General features: G+C 38.4%; 12 protein-coding genes. All 12 read left to right on the forward strand.

Annotated elements, in window-relative coordinates:
* Positions 1–402: 402 nt before the first annotated feature.
* The 12 genes from BUA72_RS12390 (at position 403) to BUA72_RS12440 (ending at position 15,835) form a co-directional block, all read left to right on the forward strand.
* Complete coding sequence (locus tag BUA72_RS12390; protein WP_072923186.1) at positions 403–1,569, forward strand: cytochrome-c peroxidase; 1,167 nt, start codon at positions 403–405, stop codon at positions 1,567–1,569.
* 99 nt (positions 1,570–1,668) lie between these two features.
* Positions 1,669–2,457, forward strand: coding sequence for an SDR family oxidoreductase (locus tag BUA72_RS12395; protein ID WP_072923187.1), 789 nt, complete (start codon positions 1,669–1,671; stop codon positions 2,455–2,457).
* Positions 2,458–2,814: 357 nt separating this feature from the next.
* Complete coding sequence (locus tag BUA72_RS12400) at positions 2,815–3,672, forward strand: DUF4240 domain-containing protein (RefSeq protein WP_072923188.1); 858 nt, start codon at positions 2,815–2,817, stop codon at positions 3,670–3,672.
* A 26-nt stretch (positions 3,673–3,698) separates the two neighbouring features.
* Positions 3,699–4,241, forward strand: coding sequence for a helix-turn-helix transcriptional regulator (locus BUA72_RS12405; protein ID WP_072923189.1), 543 nt, complete (start codon positions 3,699–3,701; stop codon positions 4,239–4,241).
* Between the two features lie 89 nt (positions 4,242–4,330).
* Positions 4,331–5,059: a hypothetical protein gene (locus tag BUA72_RS12410; protein ID WP_228407874.1), complete on the forward strand. Its 729-nt coding sequence runs from the start codon at positions 4,331–4,333 to the stop codon at positions 5,057–5,059.
* The gene (locus tag BUA72_RS24635; protein ID WP_228407875.1) at positions 4,990–5,265 is read left to right on the forward strand and encodes a hypothetical protein; all 276 of its coding nucleotides are present in this window, start codon (positions 4,990–4,992) and stop codon (positions 5,263–5,265) included. The genes BUA72_RS12410 and BUA72_RS24635 overlap by 70 nt, the downstream gene beginning before the upstream one ends.
* A gap of 71 nt (positions 5,266–5,336) precedes the next feature.
* Positions 5,337–8,822 carry a glycosyltransferase family 117 protein gene (locus tag BUA72_RS12415; protein ID WP_072923190.1) on the forward strand — a complete coding sequence of 1,162 codons (3,486 nt, stop codon included), beginning with the start codon at positions 5,337–5,339 and terminating at the stop codon, positions 8,820–8,822.
* A gap of 468 nt (positions 8,823–9,290) precedes the next feature.
* Positions 9,291–9,515 (forward strand): hypothetical protein, encoded by a 225-nt coding sequence (locus BUA72_RS12425; RefSeq protein WP_047454104.1) that lies wholly within the window; start codon positions 9,291–9,293, stop codon positions 9,513–9,515.
* 100 nt (positions 9,516–9,615) lie between these two features.
* The gene (locus BUA72_RS12430; protein ID WP_139259600.1) at positions 9,616–11,325 is read left to right on the forward strand and encodes a S41 family peptidase; all 1,710 of its coding nucleotides are present in this window, start codon (positions 9,616–9,618) and stop codon (positions 11,323–11,325) included.
* A gap of 56 nt (positions 11,326–11,381) precedes the next feature.
* Positions 11,382–11,546 carry a hypothetical protein gene (locus tag BUA72_RS24465; RefSeq protein WP_165571910.1) on the forward strand — a complete coding sequence of 55 codons (165 nt, stop codon included), beginning with the start codon at positions 11,382–11,384 and terminating at the stop codon, positions 11,544–11,546.
* Entirely contained in the window at positions 11,530–12,735 is a 1,206-nt protein-coding gene (locus BUA72_RS12435) for a lanthionine synthetase C family protein (RefSeq protein ID WP_072923193.1), read from the forward strand. Before BUA72_RS24465 ends, BUA72_RS12435 begins: the two co-directional genes overlap by 17 nt.
* Positions 12,725–15,835 carry a lantibiotic dehydratase gene (locus BUA72_RS12440; protein WP_072923194.1) on the forward strand — a complete coding sequence of 1,037 codons (3,111 nt, stop codon included), beginning with the start codon at positions 12,725–12,727 and terminating at the stop codon, positions 15,833–15,835. The genes BUA72_RS12435 and BUA72_RS12440 overlap by 11 nt, the downstream gene beginning before the upstream one ends.
* Positions 15,836–15,910: the final 75 nt, after the last annotated feature.

Below are 15,910 nucleotides of genomic sequence, written 5' to 3' on the forward strand. Positions count from 1 at the left end.
ATAAAATTATTCATAGGGCTTTTGCCGTTATCAATAAACAAAAGCCCTATGAAAAAAATTATATAAATAATTTGGTAACGTCATAGAAATCAGCCACCATTTGGAATATCACTTATTCATTGGAATATTCAATAACGAGTGCAATATCTTGTGGCTGAAGCACTCGAAGCCACCATTCCTATACTATTGAACTCTGTATCAAAGTCTCATGTCTGGTGTCTCACATCTAGCATCTTGGTTTTTAAAATTCACCATTCACTTGCGAAGCAAAATTCACCATTGACATCTTCCCACATCAATTTCAATCTTAACTTAAGAGTCTCGTGTCTCATGTCTGATATCTAAAAACTGATGCCTCCCATGTCACCTAGTTTCCCTATTTTTGCGGAAACTCCATGACTCATGAAAAGTGTCCTAAGCTGGATATTAATTGCATTTCTTACGGTTTCCCTTTTGAATAACTGTTTCAGCAACAGTGTTCAGAAGGAAATCCGGGAGAAAGCCTCATTTCTGGCCGAGCTGAGGAAATTATATTCCTCAGGAGATGCTTCAAAGTGGCCAAAACCCATCTTAGATCCCGATGCAAAACCCTTTTTTGCTGAAATAGGCCATCTTCCTGACATTCAGTTTCCTGCGGATAATCCCTATTCTGAAGACAAAGCAGTATTGGGAAAAACACTTTTCTTCGACCCGAGAATTTCCAAATCCAACCAGATTGCCTGTGCGTCCTGCCATGATCCGGAACTGGGCTGGTGCGACAACAGAACCTTCTCTTTCGGGCACGACAGACAGCTCGGGATCCGAAATGCCATGAGCATTCTGAATGTAGCCTATGCAAAACCTCTATTCTGGGACGGACGTGCCGCCTCTCTCGAAGAACAGTCGGAAATGCCGATCCGGGATGAAAGGGAAATGAGTGGTCATATCGATCTTGCCGCTGGAAAAATAGCCAAAATCAAGGGCTATGAATTATTATTTGAAAAAGCTTTTGGGGATAAAACAGTATCAAAGGACAGGATTTCAAAAGCCATAGCAGCTTTTGAAAGAACGATTAAAAGCGGAACCTCCAAATTTGATCAGTTTATTGATGGAAAAGCAGAGCTCTATTCTGATGATGAGTTAATGGGGCTGCATCTTTTCAGAACCAAGGCGCAGTGTATGAACTGTCACAGTTCGGGATATTTTTCAAATAACCAGTTTGAAAATGTCGGGACTTCTTTATTAGGTTCAAAAGAAGAAGATCTTGGCCGTTATCTTGTGACCAAAAAAGCTGAAGATGCCGGAAAATTCCGGGTGCCGGGTCTGCGTGAAGTCTCTAGAACAGGACCTTGGATGCACAATGGTTCTATGACCACACTTACAGAAGTGATTCAGTTTTACAGCAGAGGAAATCCGGAACATTCCCAAAAACGCTCAACAGTTCATCAGGGCATTGCACTTTCTTCCGAAAAATCAAGCTTTGTAAGATTACTGGATCTTACCGATATAGAAATTGCTCAGCTGGAAGCATTCCTGCGGACTTTATCTTCAAAACCGGAAAGAGTACTTCCTCCTGCGCTTCCTCAGTAATTAAAGCTCAAAATCTGATAATTATTAAAGATTCGGTGAACTGAATGTGAAGCTTTTTTGCTACATTTATCTGTAATCAATCAGTAATACCATCAATTCATGAATATTCAACTTTTTTCAAAGAATGCTTTAGTAGGAGCAGCCACACAGGGAATAGGCTTAGGAATAGCTTTGGAGCTTGCCAAATGTGGAGCCAATGTTACCGTAATGGCACGTAATGAAACGAAACTTAAGAACGTGGTAGCATCACTTCCGGTCATCAACTCTGATCAGAAGCATCAGTATCTCGTGGCGGATTTCTCCAATTTTGAGGACTACAGAACAATCATTTCTAATTATTTTGAAAGTCATTCTGTAGACATTCTGGTTAATAATACCAACGGTCCGGAACCGGGCTTGGCTATAGATAAAGGAGTGGATGATTATCAGAAAGCATTTGACCTTCTTTTTAAAACAGTCTGTGAAACAACGCTGCTCGCTTTGCCGCATATGATCCAACAGAAGAACGGACGTATTATCAATGTGTCTTCACTGTCTGTAAAGGAACCGATCCATAATTTATCCCTTTCAAATTCCATCCGTTCGGCAGTGATTGCATGGGCCAAAACATTATCCAATGAAATAGCGGAACATAAGATCACGGTCAATAATATTTTAACAGGATATTTTGATACGGAGCGTATTCAGAATCTGATCAGCCACGAGTCCCAGCAAACCGGGAAATCTCAGGAAGAAATCAAAAAAGCAAGAGAACAGAAGATTCCAATGAAAAGACTTGGAAAAACTGAGGAATATGGTCATCTGGCGGCTTTCCTGGCGTCAGAATATTCGTCTTATCTTACCGGGTCCAGTATTCCATTAGACGGAGGATTAAATAATACATATTAACTCAGAGGATTTTTTTAACGGAAAGTTTGAATATCATACTTTATATTTTTAGGAATACAAAGAGGAGAACCAATTAAAATTGATTCGATGAAGCACATGGATAAAACGTTCGCTTATTCAGTGACGCAGTCACCCTTCTTTGCCCACCTTGAAACTATACATTTTTACATTAAAGCTTTGCGTTAAAAAATATTTCCCAAAACATACAGGAATCAATGTAATCATCTGTGAAAATCCGTGCAATCTCTGATTAACTATTCATTAAAAACCTGCATCATCAGGCCATTCTTCCTTTCCGGTTCCGATGTTTTTTCGTAGTTTCACTTTCTTTTAATAAAAATACCACCACAATCTCCTATGAAAAGAAACTTTATCAACCAGAAAGAACTGTCCGACAAATTTTGGAATATTGAGTGTTCCGGAAATGTACAGAAAATATCTTTTGGGAAAACCGGAACCAAAGGCCGGGAAACAGTTAAAGAATATGCCGACGAAAAAGAATGTAATCTGGAATCTGAAAAGCTGATTCATCAGAAAATTAAAAAGGGCTACACTGAAATTCAGGAAAATGATGCCATTCCCCAGAAGATTGAACTTTCGGATAATGAAAAGGCGGATATTTATTTTTGGGAAGCCATTGAGAAATCCAACAAATATAAAAAAGCCCACTGGAGCGAATATGATATTGAGGAACATATTGAAAACCTGACCGATTATTTATCGAAATTTGGAAAGGACAGAATGATCCTTTTTGAAAAATCACTGCAGGAAAAGTTAAGCGAACTGTATACCGCTGAAATAGCAGAACTTTCAATTATCCTTGAAGGTGATTTTAAGAAGGAAAATGGAGTATATGTTTTTGATGATTATCTTTCAGATGACGGATTTATCTATTTCAGATGCTGGCTGATCTTAAAGGGTAAAGAATTTTTTGAAGATATAAAAGCGGATATTCAGTCATTTGTAAGTGGAAAGTATAGCTTCAATATTGGAGAATGCTGGGCGGAAGGACTGCTTTATGTTGCCGATGATGCGTATGCCCAAAACCATGACGATGAAGAATCTATCATAAAAGATACGGTGTATGAATTATACCCTGAAAACGACTACGACGGCATGGATCGCAGTATGAATCGTGAACCAAAAGGTGGTGCCGATTTACAGACAATGTACCCGAAACTGGTAGAAGAAATAGGTGTATTAAGAAGTTCATAGAATGAAGCCGGTTCATACCATATAAAATGAAAAATGCGGTTAAAATTTTAAGGGAGAAAAAAAATATGACTCAGGCTGAGCTTGCTGAAAGGTCAGGTCTTTCCTTGCGAACGGTTCAGCGGATTGAGGCGGGGAGCATTCTCAAAGGATTTACCCTGAAAGCTCTTGCTAAAGCTTTGGAAACAGAACCCGAAAATCTGATCTTCTCCAATGAAGAAACACCCAACATTGACCGGGCAAAGTTGATTAATCTTGTTGCATTGTCCGGTCTCATCATTCCTTATGGCGGAGTGATATTTCCTTTACTTTTAACTTATAAAACCAAGGATCATATCAATAAAGAACTGGGGAAAAATATCGTAAGTATTCAGATTATTCTGGCGGTTATTGTTTCCATTTTAATGATTGTAAGTCCGTTTATACAAAAGGAATTATCCCTGAAAATACCTCTTTTCCTCATCTTTTTAATGACATTTCTCTGTGTCAAGCTGCTCATTATCATCAAAAATGGAATGTGCCTGAATAAAAATGGCGACTTGTGTATTAAGTTGAAAAACAGCTTTTTATGATGGGTGACATGGAGATGACGTAAAGATGTCGTCTTCTTTTTGCAGGAAATTCAGATCAGAATGCTGAATCTTGCAGAAAAATTTTCAACATGAAAATCTTCAAAAAAATTGTGTTATCAATTGCGCTTTTGATCGCGTTATCTTTATTGAGTGGATACTTCTATTTTGACAAAAAATTCACTCCGCCGGAAAATAATCTGAAGGTTTCAGGAATTGCAGAACATATCAATATGAAATGGGAGGTTGCAGAAGGTAATGCTCACGCGGCAGTTCTTGTACCCGTCAGTCTCAAAGGAATTGAACAGACCTTTTACATGCAGCTCGATTCCGGTTCTCCTACAACGTTGTTTTATAAAAAATCACTGGAATCCATCTGTACAAAATTTCCGGATCAGATTCAGATCAATAATGCTGAAAATAAGCTTTCAATACAGTTCAGCATAGGAAGTATGAACATAGCTTCTGATTTTGAATTATTGGATTATGGTCATGCTGTGGACTTTAACGATGCTAAAACGAACCACATCATTGGAACCATTGGAACCGATCTGTTTGAAAAGAGAATTGTCATTTTGGATTTCAGGAACACAACCTCTTCATTTATCAAAAATATTGATGAAAATGGTTTCGAATCATTAGAATTTAAAAAACGGAAAATCCTGATTCCCGGAACCATTGGAGAACAGAAATTAAAACTGCTTTATGACTCAGGAACCAGTGGCTATGAACTTCTTACCAATAAAGAAGAATGGGGGAATACCGAACTCCGAACGGAAAAATTAAAGAAGAAAAAGGAAATTCCTGGGGAAATATACTGAAGGTAATTTCTGCTCCCGCTGATCAAAGCATCAAAATTGGCACCCGTGAACTGAAACTTTCGGAAGTGACCTATGTGGAGGGAACTTCGCAGATGCAAAATCTCCTCATGAAAACCTCTGGCATGCAGGGAATGATAGGGAATCAACTTTTCATTAATTCTAAACTGATTTTAGACTGCAAAAACGAAAAATTTAAAGTGGAATAGAATTTTTTTAATAGTAATGTAATAATTCACCTGTCTGGGTTGTCTTACTATGTATTGAAATTACATAGTATATGAAGAACTGGTCTTTTAAAAAATGGAACACCGTTTTAGGATGGGTGATGTTCACCATTGCCCTGATTACTTACTTCTCCACGATGGAGCATTATCTCAGTTTCTGGGACTGCGGCGAGTATATTTCCTCCGCCTCAAAACTAGAAGTAACGCATGCTCCCGGAGCGGCTTTATTCCAGATTGTAGGAGCTGTAGCCAGTATATTTGCTCTGGGAAATGAAGAGAATTATGCCATAGTGATCAATTCGATGTCTTCCCTGTTCAGCTCATTTACGATTCTGTTTCTGTTCTGGACCATTACCCATTTTTTAAGAAGACTTTTAAATAAAGACTTTGAAGAAATAACCAAACATCAGGAAATTTCCATTCTGTTTGCCGGAGCGGTAGGAGCATTGTGCTTTACCTTCTCAGATTCATTCTGGTTTTCTGCGGTAGAAGGGGAGGTGTATTCTATGGCTTCTATGTTTATCGCCCTGTTGGTTTGGCTCGTGACCAAATGGGAAAATGAGTACAAAGCGGCAGATAATGAAAGATGGGTCATCCTTATTTTCTTTATACTTGGCCTTTCCGTTGGGGTTCACATGATGTGTATGCTTGCGGTTCCGGCTGTGTGTCTGGTTTATTATGCCAGAAATTACAAATTCACCTGGAAAAACTTTATCTGGGCCAATGCGATCACACTGGGGATTTTGATCATTGTTTTCAAAATTATCTTCCCGCTGATCATGACCATGTTCGGAAGACTTGAAATATTCTTCGTGAACGGACTTGGATTGCCTTTCCACTCAGGAACGATAGCTGCATTTGTTCTGATGGTCACCATCTCTTATTTCCTGATTAAATATGCCAGAAAAGCTAAAAGAAAGGTGTATCAGACCATCGCATTATCAGTGGTGTATATGGTTATTGGTTTCTCATGCTGGATGGTCATTCCTGTAAGAGCCAATGCCAATCCTCCGATGAACCTTAATGATCCGGATACCGCGATCGGGATGTTGGATTACTATAACAGAGAGCAATATGGTGACTGGCCAACCATTTACGGCCAAAATTATACTGCTTTTCTTGATGCTAACGGGATGGAAAAGAACGAAGACGGAAGTTTTAAAACTCAAAAAACCGGCGAAACGTATGAAAAAGATGAAAAAACAGGAACCTATAGAAAAACCGGAGACCGTTTCAATTATGTTTTCAGTAAATCCCAGGTAAGCTTACTGCCGAGAATGTTCAATCAGGATAAGGATGTGATGGCCAATTATATTGCGATGTACGGAGCTCCGGATTTTACTTTCAATTACGATAATGAGGACGTGGCAGACAATCCTCAGGCGAAACAGATTTTTGATGAATTGAGATCTAAATACGAAGATAAATCCATCACAGCAGCAGATTATCTGAAAGTAAAGCCTTATAACCTGATCAATGTTCAGAAGCCTTCACTGGCTCAGAATATGGACTATTTCATCACCTTTCAGAATGGATATTATTTTGTAAGATACCTGATGTGGAACTTCGTGGGAAGACAGAACGATCTTGAAGGGAAAATGGAAAACACAAGAGGAAACTGGATCTCAGGAATTTCATTTATAGACAATGCTTTATTAGGAAATCAGGACAAAATGCCGGCTAAATTCAAAAATGACAGCACGGTGAAGTTCTTCTTTTTACCATTAATATTAGGACTGATCGGATTCTTCTTCCAGCTGAACAGAGACTTCGGAAGATTCTATGCACTTCTTTCACTATTTGTTTTAACCAGTTTTGGAATTGTTTTTTATACAGGTGTTAAGCCTTTTGAAGTAAGAGAAAGAGATTATGCGATGGTAGGCTCGTTCTATGCATTTGCCATCTGGATCGGGCTTGGAGCTGGTGCTATTTTATGGTTTATCCAGTCCAAAGTAAAATCCAATTCCATTAATCTTGTTTTAGGTGTCGTATTATTGGGAGTTCCTTTTATGATGGGTTTCCAGAACTATGTACCGCATGACCGAAGCAAAAAATCAGCGGCGCGGGATTATGCCTATTCATTCCTAAAATCAGTTTCTAAAGACGATATTATCTTCATTTATGGAGACAACGATACTTTTCCGGTTTGGGCTATTCAGGAGACAGAACGTTTTCGGGATGATGTGAAAACAGTCAACTTTACGCTTTTAGCGACTCCGTGGTATATTGACCAGGTGAAAAGAAAGACTTATAATGCAACAGGAATACCTACTCAGCTGACCCACGATGATTACAGAGATGGGGTGAACGACCAGATCTATATGATGAAAAAAGACGATTGGGAAGGCGTATTCTCTATGTTAAAAGAACAGGGCGTTCCGGATACAGAATTCGGGGCCTTTAGAAAATACCTTACCCAGGATTCTATGACCCTGAAAGAAGCGATGAACTTTTTAAAATTTAAATCTCCCGAAAAAGATCATCTTTTAAAAATGTACTTTGGTGAGGAAAAATTTGAGGAATACAATATCCTTCCGGTCAATAAATTCATCCTTCCTGTGAATAAGGAAAATGCATTAAAAGCAGGAATTATCACTCAAGCCGATCTTCCGAACGTGGTCAACCAGATCATGATTACTTATAAAGGAAACACTCTTTACAAAAACAACCTTATGATGATGGATATGCTGGCGAACTTCGACTGGAAACGTCCGATCAACTTCTCATCAGGAGGAGTCTATGACAGCGAGAATATTTTCTATCTGGATGAATACCTGCAGTTTGAAGGTTTTAGCTACAAGCTGATACCTATTCATACGGCTTCAAGCCCGGACGGTGACATGGGAAGGGTAGATGTGAATTCTTTATATAATGCGGTGAAAAATTTCAGATGGGGAAATTTTAAAGACCTCAGTATTCATTATGACGAAGCCGCCACATCCAATATCATGGTGTACAGAATGGCAGCAGGAAGAGCTGCTTCAGCGCTGGCATTAAGCGGACAGAAAGGAAAAGCGTTAGAGATATTAGACTTGGTTTCAAAAGAAATTCCTGCTGAAAAATACAATGATCCGCGTTCGCTGAGTTCTATGGTAACAGGATATATTATAGCCGGACAGGAGCAAAAGGGGCTTCAACTGGCTGAAATTTTGAAGAAAGAAATTTTCGAAGAATATGATTATTACCTGAGCCTTTCTCCAACATTCCAGAAGCAGTCCGCCAGACAGATGAGGGTGAAGCCGATGGAATATTCTATGGTGGTATCAGCCGTTACAGATGCCTATGAAAAACTGGGGCAGAATGAGAAAGCCTATGCCTACTTGGTAAAATCTATAGAGCCCATCGATAAAAAATTCAACATTTTTATCAAAGAATTACAGCAGATGGGCAAAGAAAAAGCGATAAAGGAGTCTGAAAATGTTCAGAAAATCACCCCTTTTTATCAATACCTGTTCGATGTGATGCAGCCTTTTGATTCTACCTATTCAAAAGAAAAAGAAGATCAGATTACCAGAGCTATTATTAAGGTAACACAGTAAAATCGATACTTATTTAAATAGAGTATTTCAATACGATCCAACATCCGTCAAATCACGATTTGGCGGATGTTTCGTGTAAAGCCAAAACTAAAAACCGGGATGATTGAAGCAAATTTTGAGTGTTGGTCAACGGATTCGGTGAAATAATGGGAGTCATCTGAGCTGAAAAACCGACAAAAAAAACCGATTATCACCTTATTTCAGTTCAGATTTTAATTTTTTTTTAATTTTTTTTCAGGGATAAATTCCGTTATTTTTATTAAGTAAATGTTTTCACTATTTATTGTTTTTCCCTTTGCTGTGGCTTAATGCAGGTGATTGGTGATATAGAATGCTTTATGAAACAGCCTGCAAGAAGAAAGCTGTATCGAACCGGAATAGGCGGTATTCTTCCCTATTTCGTGATTTTTTGTTTTGTATGTAAAATATTTTTTTATTTTTGTTTTGCAATTAAAATAATTAACAACCATGAAAAAATTAACAAAACTTAAATTTGATAAGAAAGTTATCAATGAGTTGACAAAAGTAGAGCAGAGCTCTGTAAAAGGAGGTGCATTAGAATTGGAACAAGAAGTAGGTGTTTCCAAAGATTTTGATACCCCAACATTTAATGACAAGTGTTTTGATGGAGGTTCTACAACTTTCAGAAAAGCTTGTACATGGTGTGGTTTCTTCCACAGTACGAAGTGGTAAAAAATAGCTAACTATTGGCTGCAGATGATTTGTTTTAATTAACAGATCATCTGTGTTTTTATATGGATATACTGCCAGGAACTTCTTAGCTGCTAATTTTATGAAACTCAAATTTTTTTTCGGAATTCTTGTTTCGGTTTTGATCGGGATCTTTTTTTTCAGTAAAAGAAATGCACCCAAAGAAGGCACGACCCTTTTCTACAATACCATTCAGAGTGCGGGAAGTGATTCTGCTGCAGGAAAAGAGAAAGAGCTTTTGGAACTGTGTAAAGTGTGGGGTGTCATAAAATACCATTCATCCGGGCGTGATCTCATCCGGTCGTCCGATGCCTCGCTTATCAAAGCCTATGAGAAAATCATGACGGGCAAAGCAGATCTAAATCTTTTAATGTCCCGTGACCTTCAATTACCCGCAAATAATCAGTCTGACATCCATCCTTCCTATATCGGTTTTCTACCGGATAAAAACTGGATTGAAAATTCCGAAATCATTAACCCGGAAAACAAAAGAAATTTAATAGACTTTATTGCTGCATCTTACCGGAATTCCGGAGAAAGACTGGTAACAGCTGAAGACAATGGGGAATTAAGCTTTGAAGATGATTCTCTGTTTTATGACGAATCAAAAACAACACCTGCACAACGTTTCCTTTCCCTGTGTAAACTGTGGAATATTACACGCTACTATTATCCTTATTTTCAAACCATTTCTGAAAACTGGAATCATGTCTTTTTCGAAATGCTGCCCCTGTTCATCAATGCTGATAATGAGCAAAAATATTATGCGGCGGTTCAGATCTTCGGTTCCCGATTAAAAGACAGCCACGTTGCCGTCAAAATGGGAGATTCTGATGAGTACGATGGAAAATATGTAGGCAATGCTGTTTTAAAAACCATAGAAGGAAGAACTTTTGTAAAAGATTTTATTGTTAATTCCGTTCACAGCGCACTAAAGAAAGGTGATGAAATACTAACCATTAACGGAAAGAATATTATTTCGGTTCAGGACAGTTTAAAAGAAAAAAATTCAGGTTCCAATGACATTGTTTTAAGCCGTGATATCAATCGTTTACTGTTGCTTTCCAAAAAGAAAACAGCTAAGCTCGAGATTGTAAGGCAAAACAGAATGATTACCGTTCAGGAACATTTAACGCATATCAATACCGCAAGAGAAACTGAAGAAAAACAGTATAAAAGCAATGCAGGAAAGGCTGTGTCAAAAATGATAGACAAGAATATCGGTTATATCAGGATCAATGATATCTTTTCCGGAAATTTCAGAGTTTCTTTTGAGAAAATCAGCAATGCTAAGGCCATTATTTTTGATGTAAGGGCTTATCCTAATGAAATTGCTGTAGATTTTCTGAAGTATTTCGATACCAGACCTTTTCAAACCATGAATTTATACCGGGCAGATGTCACCTATCCCGGAATGATGAGGACCATAGAAAACCAAATGCATATTCCTGATGCTAAAAAAGACGCATACACGGCACCAGTGGTTATTTTGATCAATGAATATACCCAAAGTCAGGGCGAAAGTATGCTTCTGGCTATGAAATCAATAAAAAACTCAGTTACTTTAGGCGATTATACAGCAGGAACCAACGGAAATGTGATGGTGATCAAGCTACCCGGAAAAACAAAGATCCGGATGAGCGGAATAGGGGTACTTCTGCCTGATTACAGTGCCACTCAGAGAACGGGAATCAGACCTGATATTCTGGTTCAGGAAAATTCAGCTTCTTTAATGAAAGGTGAAGATATTCAGCTGCAAGAAGCTATTAATTATATCAACAAAAAACTATGAAAACCAAACGTATACTCACCCTTTTTTTGATAAGTTTTATCACGGTAAACTTATTAATGTACTTAGACTATGAAACTGTTTCACTGATAGAAATATACAGAAACTCCGAATCTACCATGGAAGTGGCTTTCGGAACAATGATTCTGTTTATTGTGCTGTTGGTGATTTATTATATTGCTTATCTGATCAGAAAAAAAATGCTGCATGGAAAAACGAGATGAACTTAATACACTGATCAGAATCTGTGAAAAAGAGATCAAGGAAGATATTGTAGACTTGGGTATTTTCACCGGATATCCCGGCCTGGCCCTGTATTATTTTGAAAAGCATAAGCTGTTTAATGACAGTGAAGCATTTGAAAAATTTGAACATTATCTGGATAAATCCCTCAACGGGTTGCAGGAAGACAAGGTGTTTTCTTTATGCTCCGGTTCTGTAGGCATCTATTATCTGATCTTTTATCTTACCAAAAACGAATATTTTGATGAGCCTATAGAAGAATCTTTCGAAGAATTCCCTGAATATGCCGATGATCTTCTGGAATATTATGCAGGAAAAAGAAATTTCGATTATCTCCATGGTTTTATGGGTGTTCTGTTCTTATGCCTTGAGCTGTATTCCTTCAGCACGGATGATGATTTTAAACATAAAATAAAAGACAGAATCATCACGGTGGTTCACCTGCTGAAATCCCTGTCAGTACCAGTTGACGAAGACAAAATTGCCTGGATATCAAAAGGGCTTTACAGCAAAGTGGAAGGCTTTTCATTTGGTTTTGCCCACGGAATTCCAAGTATCATAAGTCTGCTCAGTAATGTATATACGGCTGGTATTGAAAAGGAAATCATTAAAGAAATGTTGGATAAGTCCTACAATTTCATCAGATCCGTACAGGGGGATTACGACGGTTCAAGCTTCCCGAATTTTATTACTGTACGTGACGGAGAATGCATTGCCACCGACAGCAGCCGTCTGGCCTGGTGCTACGGTGATCTAAGTGTAGGAATTGCGATGCTCCATTACGGAAAGGCATTGGGGAATGAGGAAAGTGTTTCCGAAGCTGAGAAAATACTCCTGAAAACCACGGAAAGAGAATACGGAAAAACTGGCGTTGTAGATGTGTTCTTATGCCACGGCAGCTCAGGACTGATTATGATGTATCATTATTTGTACAGAGTTACCGGAAATGAAGCCTTTAAAAAAGCTACAGATTTCTGGACCCAGGATACCCTTAGCATTGGCAGCCATCCGGAAACCGGGATGAGAACATGGCTGGGCAGTGAAGGCTGGATAGAGCAGGATACCATTCTGGAAGGGCGCACAGGACTCCTTTTACAACTCTATGCCGTAACCCATAAAGACTATAAAAACCCATTAGAAAAACTATTTTTACTAGACCATGAACATTGAATTTATAGATAAAATGATCCTCAGGACCCCTATAGGCTCTGTTGATGATCTTAAGCCTATCCGTGAGATTAAAGATATTACTACAGAAGGATTGAAATTTGTGGAGAAAACCTTTACGGGACACTTCAGACTGGCGCTTCTGTATGCTACAAAAAATTTATTTGAGGAAATTACAAAAGCCTTAGAGACCAAAGATCTTCCGGAGAAAATGTTTTTCAGCTATGTAAAATATTATGTAAGATACTGCACCAGATCTACACCGTTCGGGCTGTTTTCTACTTATGGGATTTGTGATTTTAAAGAAGGAGGTGATGCATTTTCTGTGAAGATGGAGGAGAGCGAAATCCGTATGAGAATAAGCCTGAGCTACATCTATGAATTAAGCAGAGAAATCAGCAGCAGCAAAAATCTGTGGAAGTACAGTTTTCTGTATCCCAATCAAACGGCTTTCAAGATTGCTGAAGACATTCGGTACAATGAGCTGTATATCAAGCCTTATTCTATGAATTACAGACTGTCATCAGTAGCTTCCAACGATGTTCTGGAATATATCTTTTCAGAAAGCAGACAGGGAATCTATTTTGAAGATCTGTCAGCAAAGCTTCAGGAAGAAGGCTACGAAAAGGAAGAAGTAGAGGAGTATCTTGATGAACTGATTGAAAATAATGCCCTGCTGATGGATATTTTCCCGTCGCCAGCCACCAATCATTACGTAGAGGCATTCATAGAGAAATTGAAAATGTTTAAAGATAACGGAGAAGTTATCTCAATAAAAGGAAAGGAAAAAACGGTTAATCAGATTGTTGAAGAAGTGATTCAGCTTCAGGATGATCTTAAAAACGGGATCAAAGAATCAGAAGCAGGATCATCAGAAAAGCTGGAGAATCTGCTCCTGAATGAGATGCAGAATATTGATGTCACCAGCTTCAGAGACGGTGAGGCTGAGATTGGCAGCAAGGTCTTTCATAATGTAAAAAATACCCTCTTTTCACTTTCCTACCTGAATTCCAGACGGAAAGAAAAAGATCCTTCACTGACCCAGTTTATTGATGAATTTAAAGATAAATACGGAGAATCGGAACTTCCGCTTTTGCATGTGATCGATCCGGAGCTGGGTATCTTTACAGATCGTGTAAGCAGCATCTCCACACCGTTTCTGGATGGAATTCTTTTTCAGACCGGAGGCGGAAAGGATTATAAATTTACAGAAGTAGATCAATATCTGTTCAGTAAATACCAAAATGCTTTACAGTTCGGGAAAAGCGAGGTTGTTTTGACGAAAGAAGAATGTGCAAAATTTAAACCTTCTTATTCAAGAGTTTTCAGCCAGACGCTGAACTGTAACATGACGCTGTTTAAAGATCAGCAGGGTCAGACAGTAACAGCTATTCATGGGGCATTCGGGTCCAGTGCGGTCAATAATATGGGGAGGTTTACCCATGGTTCTGAAAAGCTGCAGAAGCTGGCCGAAAAAATCGTAGAAATAGAATACGAAAATCTACATGAATCGGTAGAATATGCTGAAATTGTAGACCTTCCAAGTTTAAGGCATGGAAATCTCGTGGTAAGGGAAAATTATCTGAAAGACGAGATTCTGATCAATATTCCGGCTCCGTCAGATACGGGCAAGAACACTATAAAACTGTCTGATATCACCATTTCTATACGAAGTGAAGAGGTGATTTTAAGAAATAAAAATACCGGAAAGATCATCGTTCCGCGTTTGAGTAATTCTCATAATTTCCAGCTGCAGAATTTGTCTCATATTTACAGATTCCTGTCGCTGATTCAGGTACAGTGGGATTGCTCAATCAGCTTTTCATGGGGCTTTATCGATTCCTTTGCCAAATTTACCCCTCGTGTAAAAATTGAAAAAGTAATCGTCAAAGAAGCTGCCTGGAACCTGAACCGGACAGATCTGACCTTTTTAAAGGGAAAAGATGAAAACCTTTTCTCAGAATTCAAAACATTCAAGGAAGAATGGAAAATTCCGGACAGTGTCTATCTGGTGGAAGGAGACAACAAGCTTCTTTTTGATCTTTCCTCGGACGTTTTTATCCGTCTTTTCGTTTCTATGATTGCAAAAAAGGAGAAAATTACCCTGGTTGAAGATCTGGTTACAGAAAACTCCAACGTTATGAACCCAGATAAGAAACCTTTTTATTCTGAACTCCTGATTCCTGTTATCATACAGGATGAAAAACAGAATTTCGAGTTTAAAGACTTTTCCGAAAACCGTTCCAAGCTGTCACCACTGTCAGAATGTTTATATATGAATATCTATACGGGAGAGCAACAGATGGATTCTCTTCTCAAAAATGAACTTTTTGAACTTAATGGAAAATTGTTTGAAAAAGATCTGATCAACAACTTCTTCTTTATACGGTATAATGAAAACGGAACCCACATCAGACTGAGGTATTTCATCAAAAACTATGGGGTATACAACGATCTGTTTGCCCATATCCGTGAAGCGATGGGAACATACATAGATCAGGATATCATCAAGTCATTTGAGATCACTACCTACAAAAGAGAGCTTGAAAGATATGACTATGCCGGCATTGAATTCTCTGAAACCTATTTCGGGAAAGAAAGTACTATGGTCATGCTTCTGTTGAGAGAACTTGAAGAAATCGGATTTGAAGACCGATGGCTGGCGGGAACTGTTTTCATAGATAAACTGATGGATAAGTTCGCCTATACGCTGGATGGTAAAATGGAATTTTTCACTCAGTTAAGCAGCCAGTTCAATCAGGAGTTCAATTCCAACAAAGCCCTCACAAAAGTAATAGCCACAAAATACAAAGCTTCCGAACAGTTGATTCATAGCTCTATCGGATTGGAAAATAGTGAATTAATCAATGTTTACAGACTGTTTGATTCATTCCTGAATTCTTTCTCGCTTGATAATCTTTTAAGTGAAAAGGGCACAGAAGACCGCAACAGTTATGTGGGAAGCTTAATTCATATGTTCTTCAACAGACTTCTTGTTTCCCAGCACAGAAAGCAGGAACTGGTTATTTACAATTTCATGCTGAAGTTCTATAAAACCCAGCTGAATAAAAAGACATCCATACAGGAAACTCCTGTTGAATAAATAATTGAAAAATAAGTTGAAAGTCCACCGAATCGAAGATTCGGTGGACTTTTTTATCCTTACATTTGGTAGAAT

Source organism: Chryseobacterium sp. OV279, assembly GCF_900128945.1.
Lineage (GTDB): Bacteria > Bacteroidota > Bacteroidia > Flavobacteriales > Weeksellaceae > Chryseobacterium.